The organism is Chryseobacterium sp. SIMBA_029 (assembly GCF_046535275.1).
Taxonomy (GTDB): domain Bacteria; phylum Bacteroidota; class Bacteroidia; order Flavobacteriales; family Weeksellaceae; genus Chryseobacterium.
In genome coordinates this window covers 1-268 of sequence record NZ_JAWRXA010000379.1, presented here as the reverse complement: position 1 = coordinate 268, position 268 = coordinate 1, and the positions used below count along the sequence as shown (strand labels likewise).

General features: G+C 33.6%; 1 pseudogene. It reads left to right on the top strand.

Features of this window, described 5'->3' with window-relative positions:
- Positions 1-268, top strand: a pseudogene (locus SB679_RS24520) (methyltransferase); the annotation flags it as partial.

Below are 268 nucleotides of genomic sequence, written 5' to 3'. Positions count from 1 at the left end.
ACAAAGAAATTCAGAGCTATATCAATGCAAATCTAAAGACAGATCTGCATTCATTATTATTAAAAAAATCGCCATTTCCTGAGGTTTCTATACAGGAGATTGTACAGCAGATCAAAGGAAGACAGGTTGCAGAGAAAAAGTTCCCCTTTTTATTGAAAGATGGAATTATTTTTCCCCCACAACTTAGTTTAGAGCAGTCATCATCTGAAAAGACCGCCCTTTATAAGTCTGATATTTTAAAAGGAAAAAAATTCATTGATCTCACAAG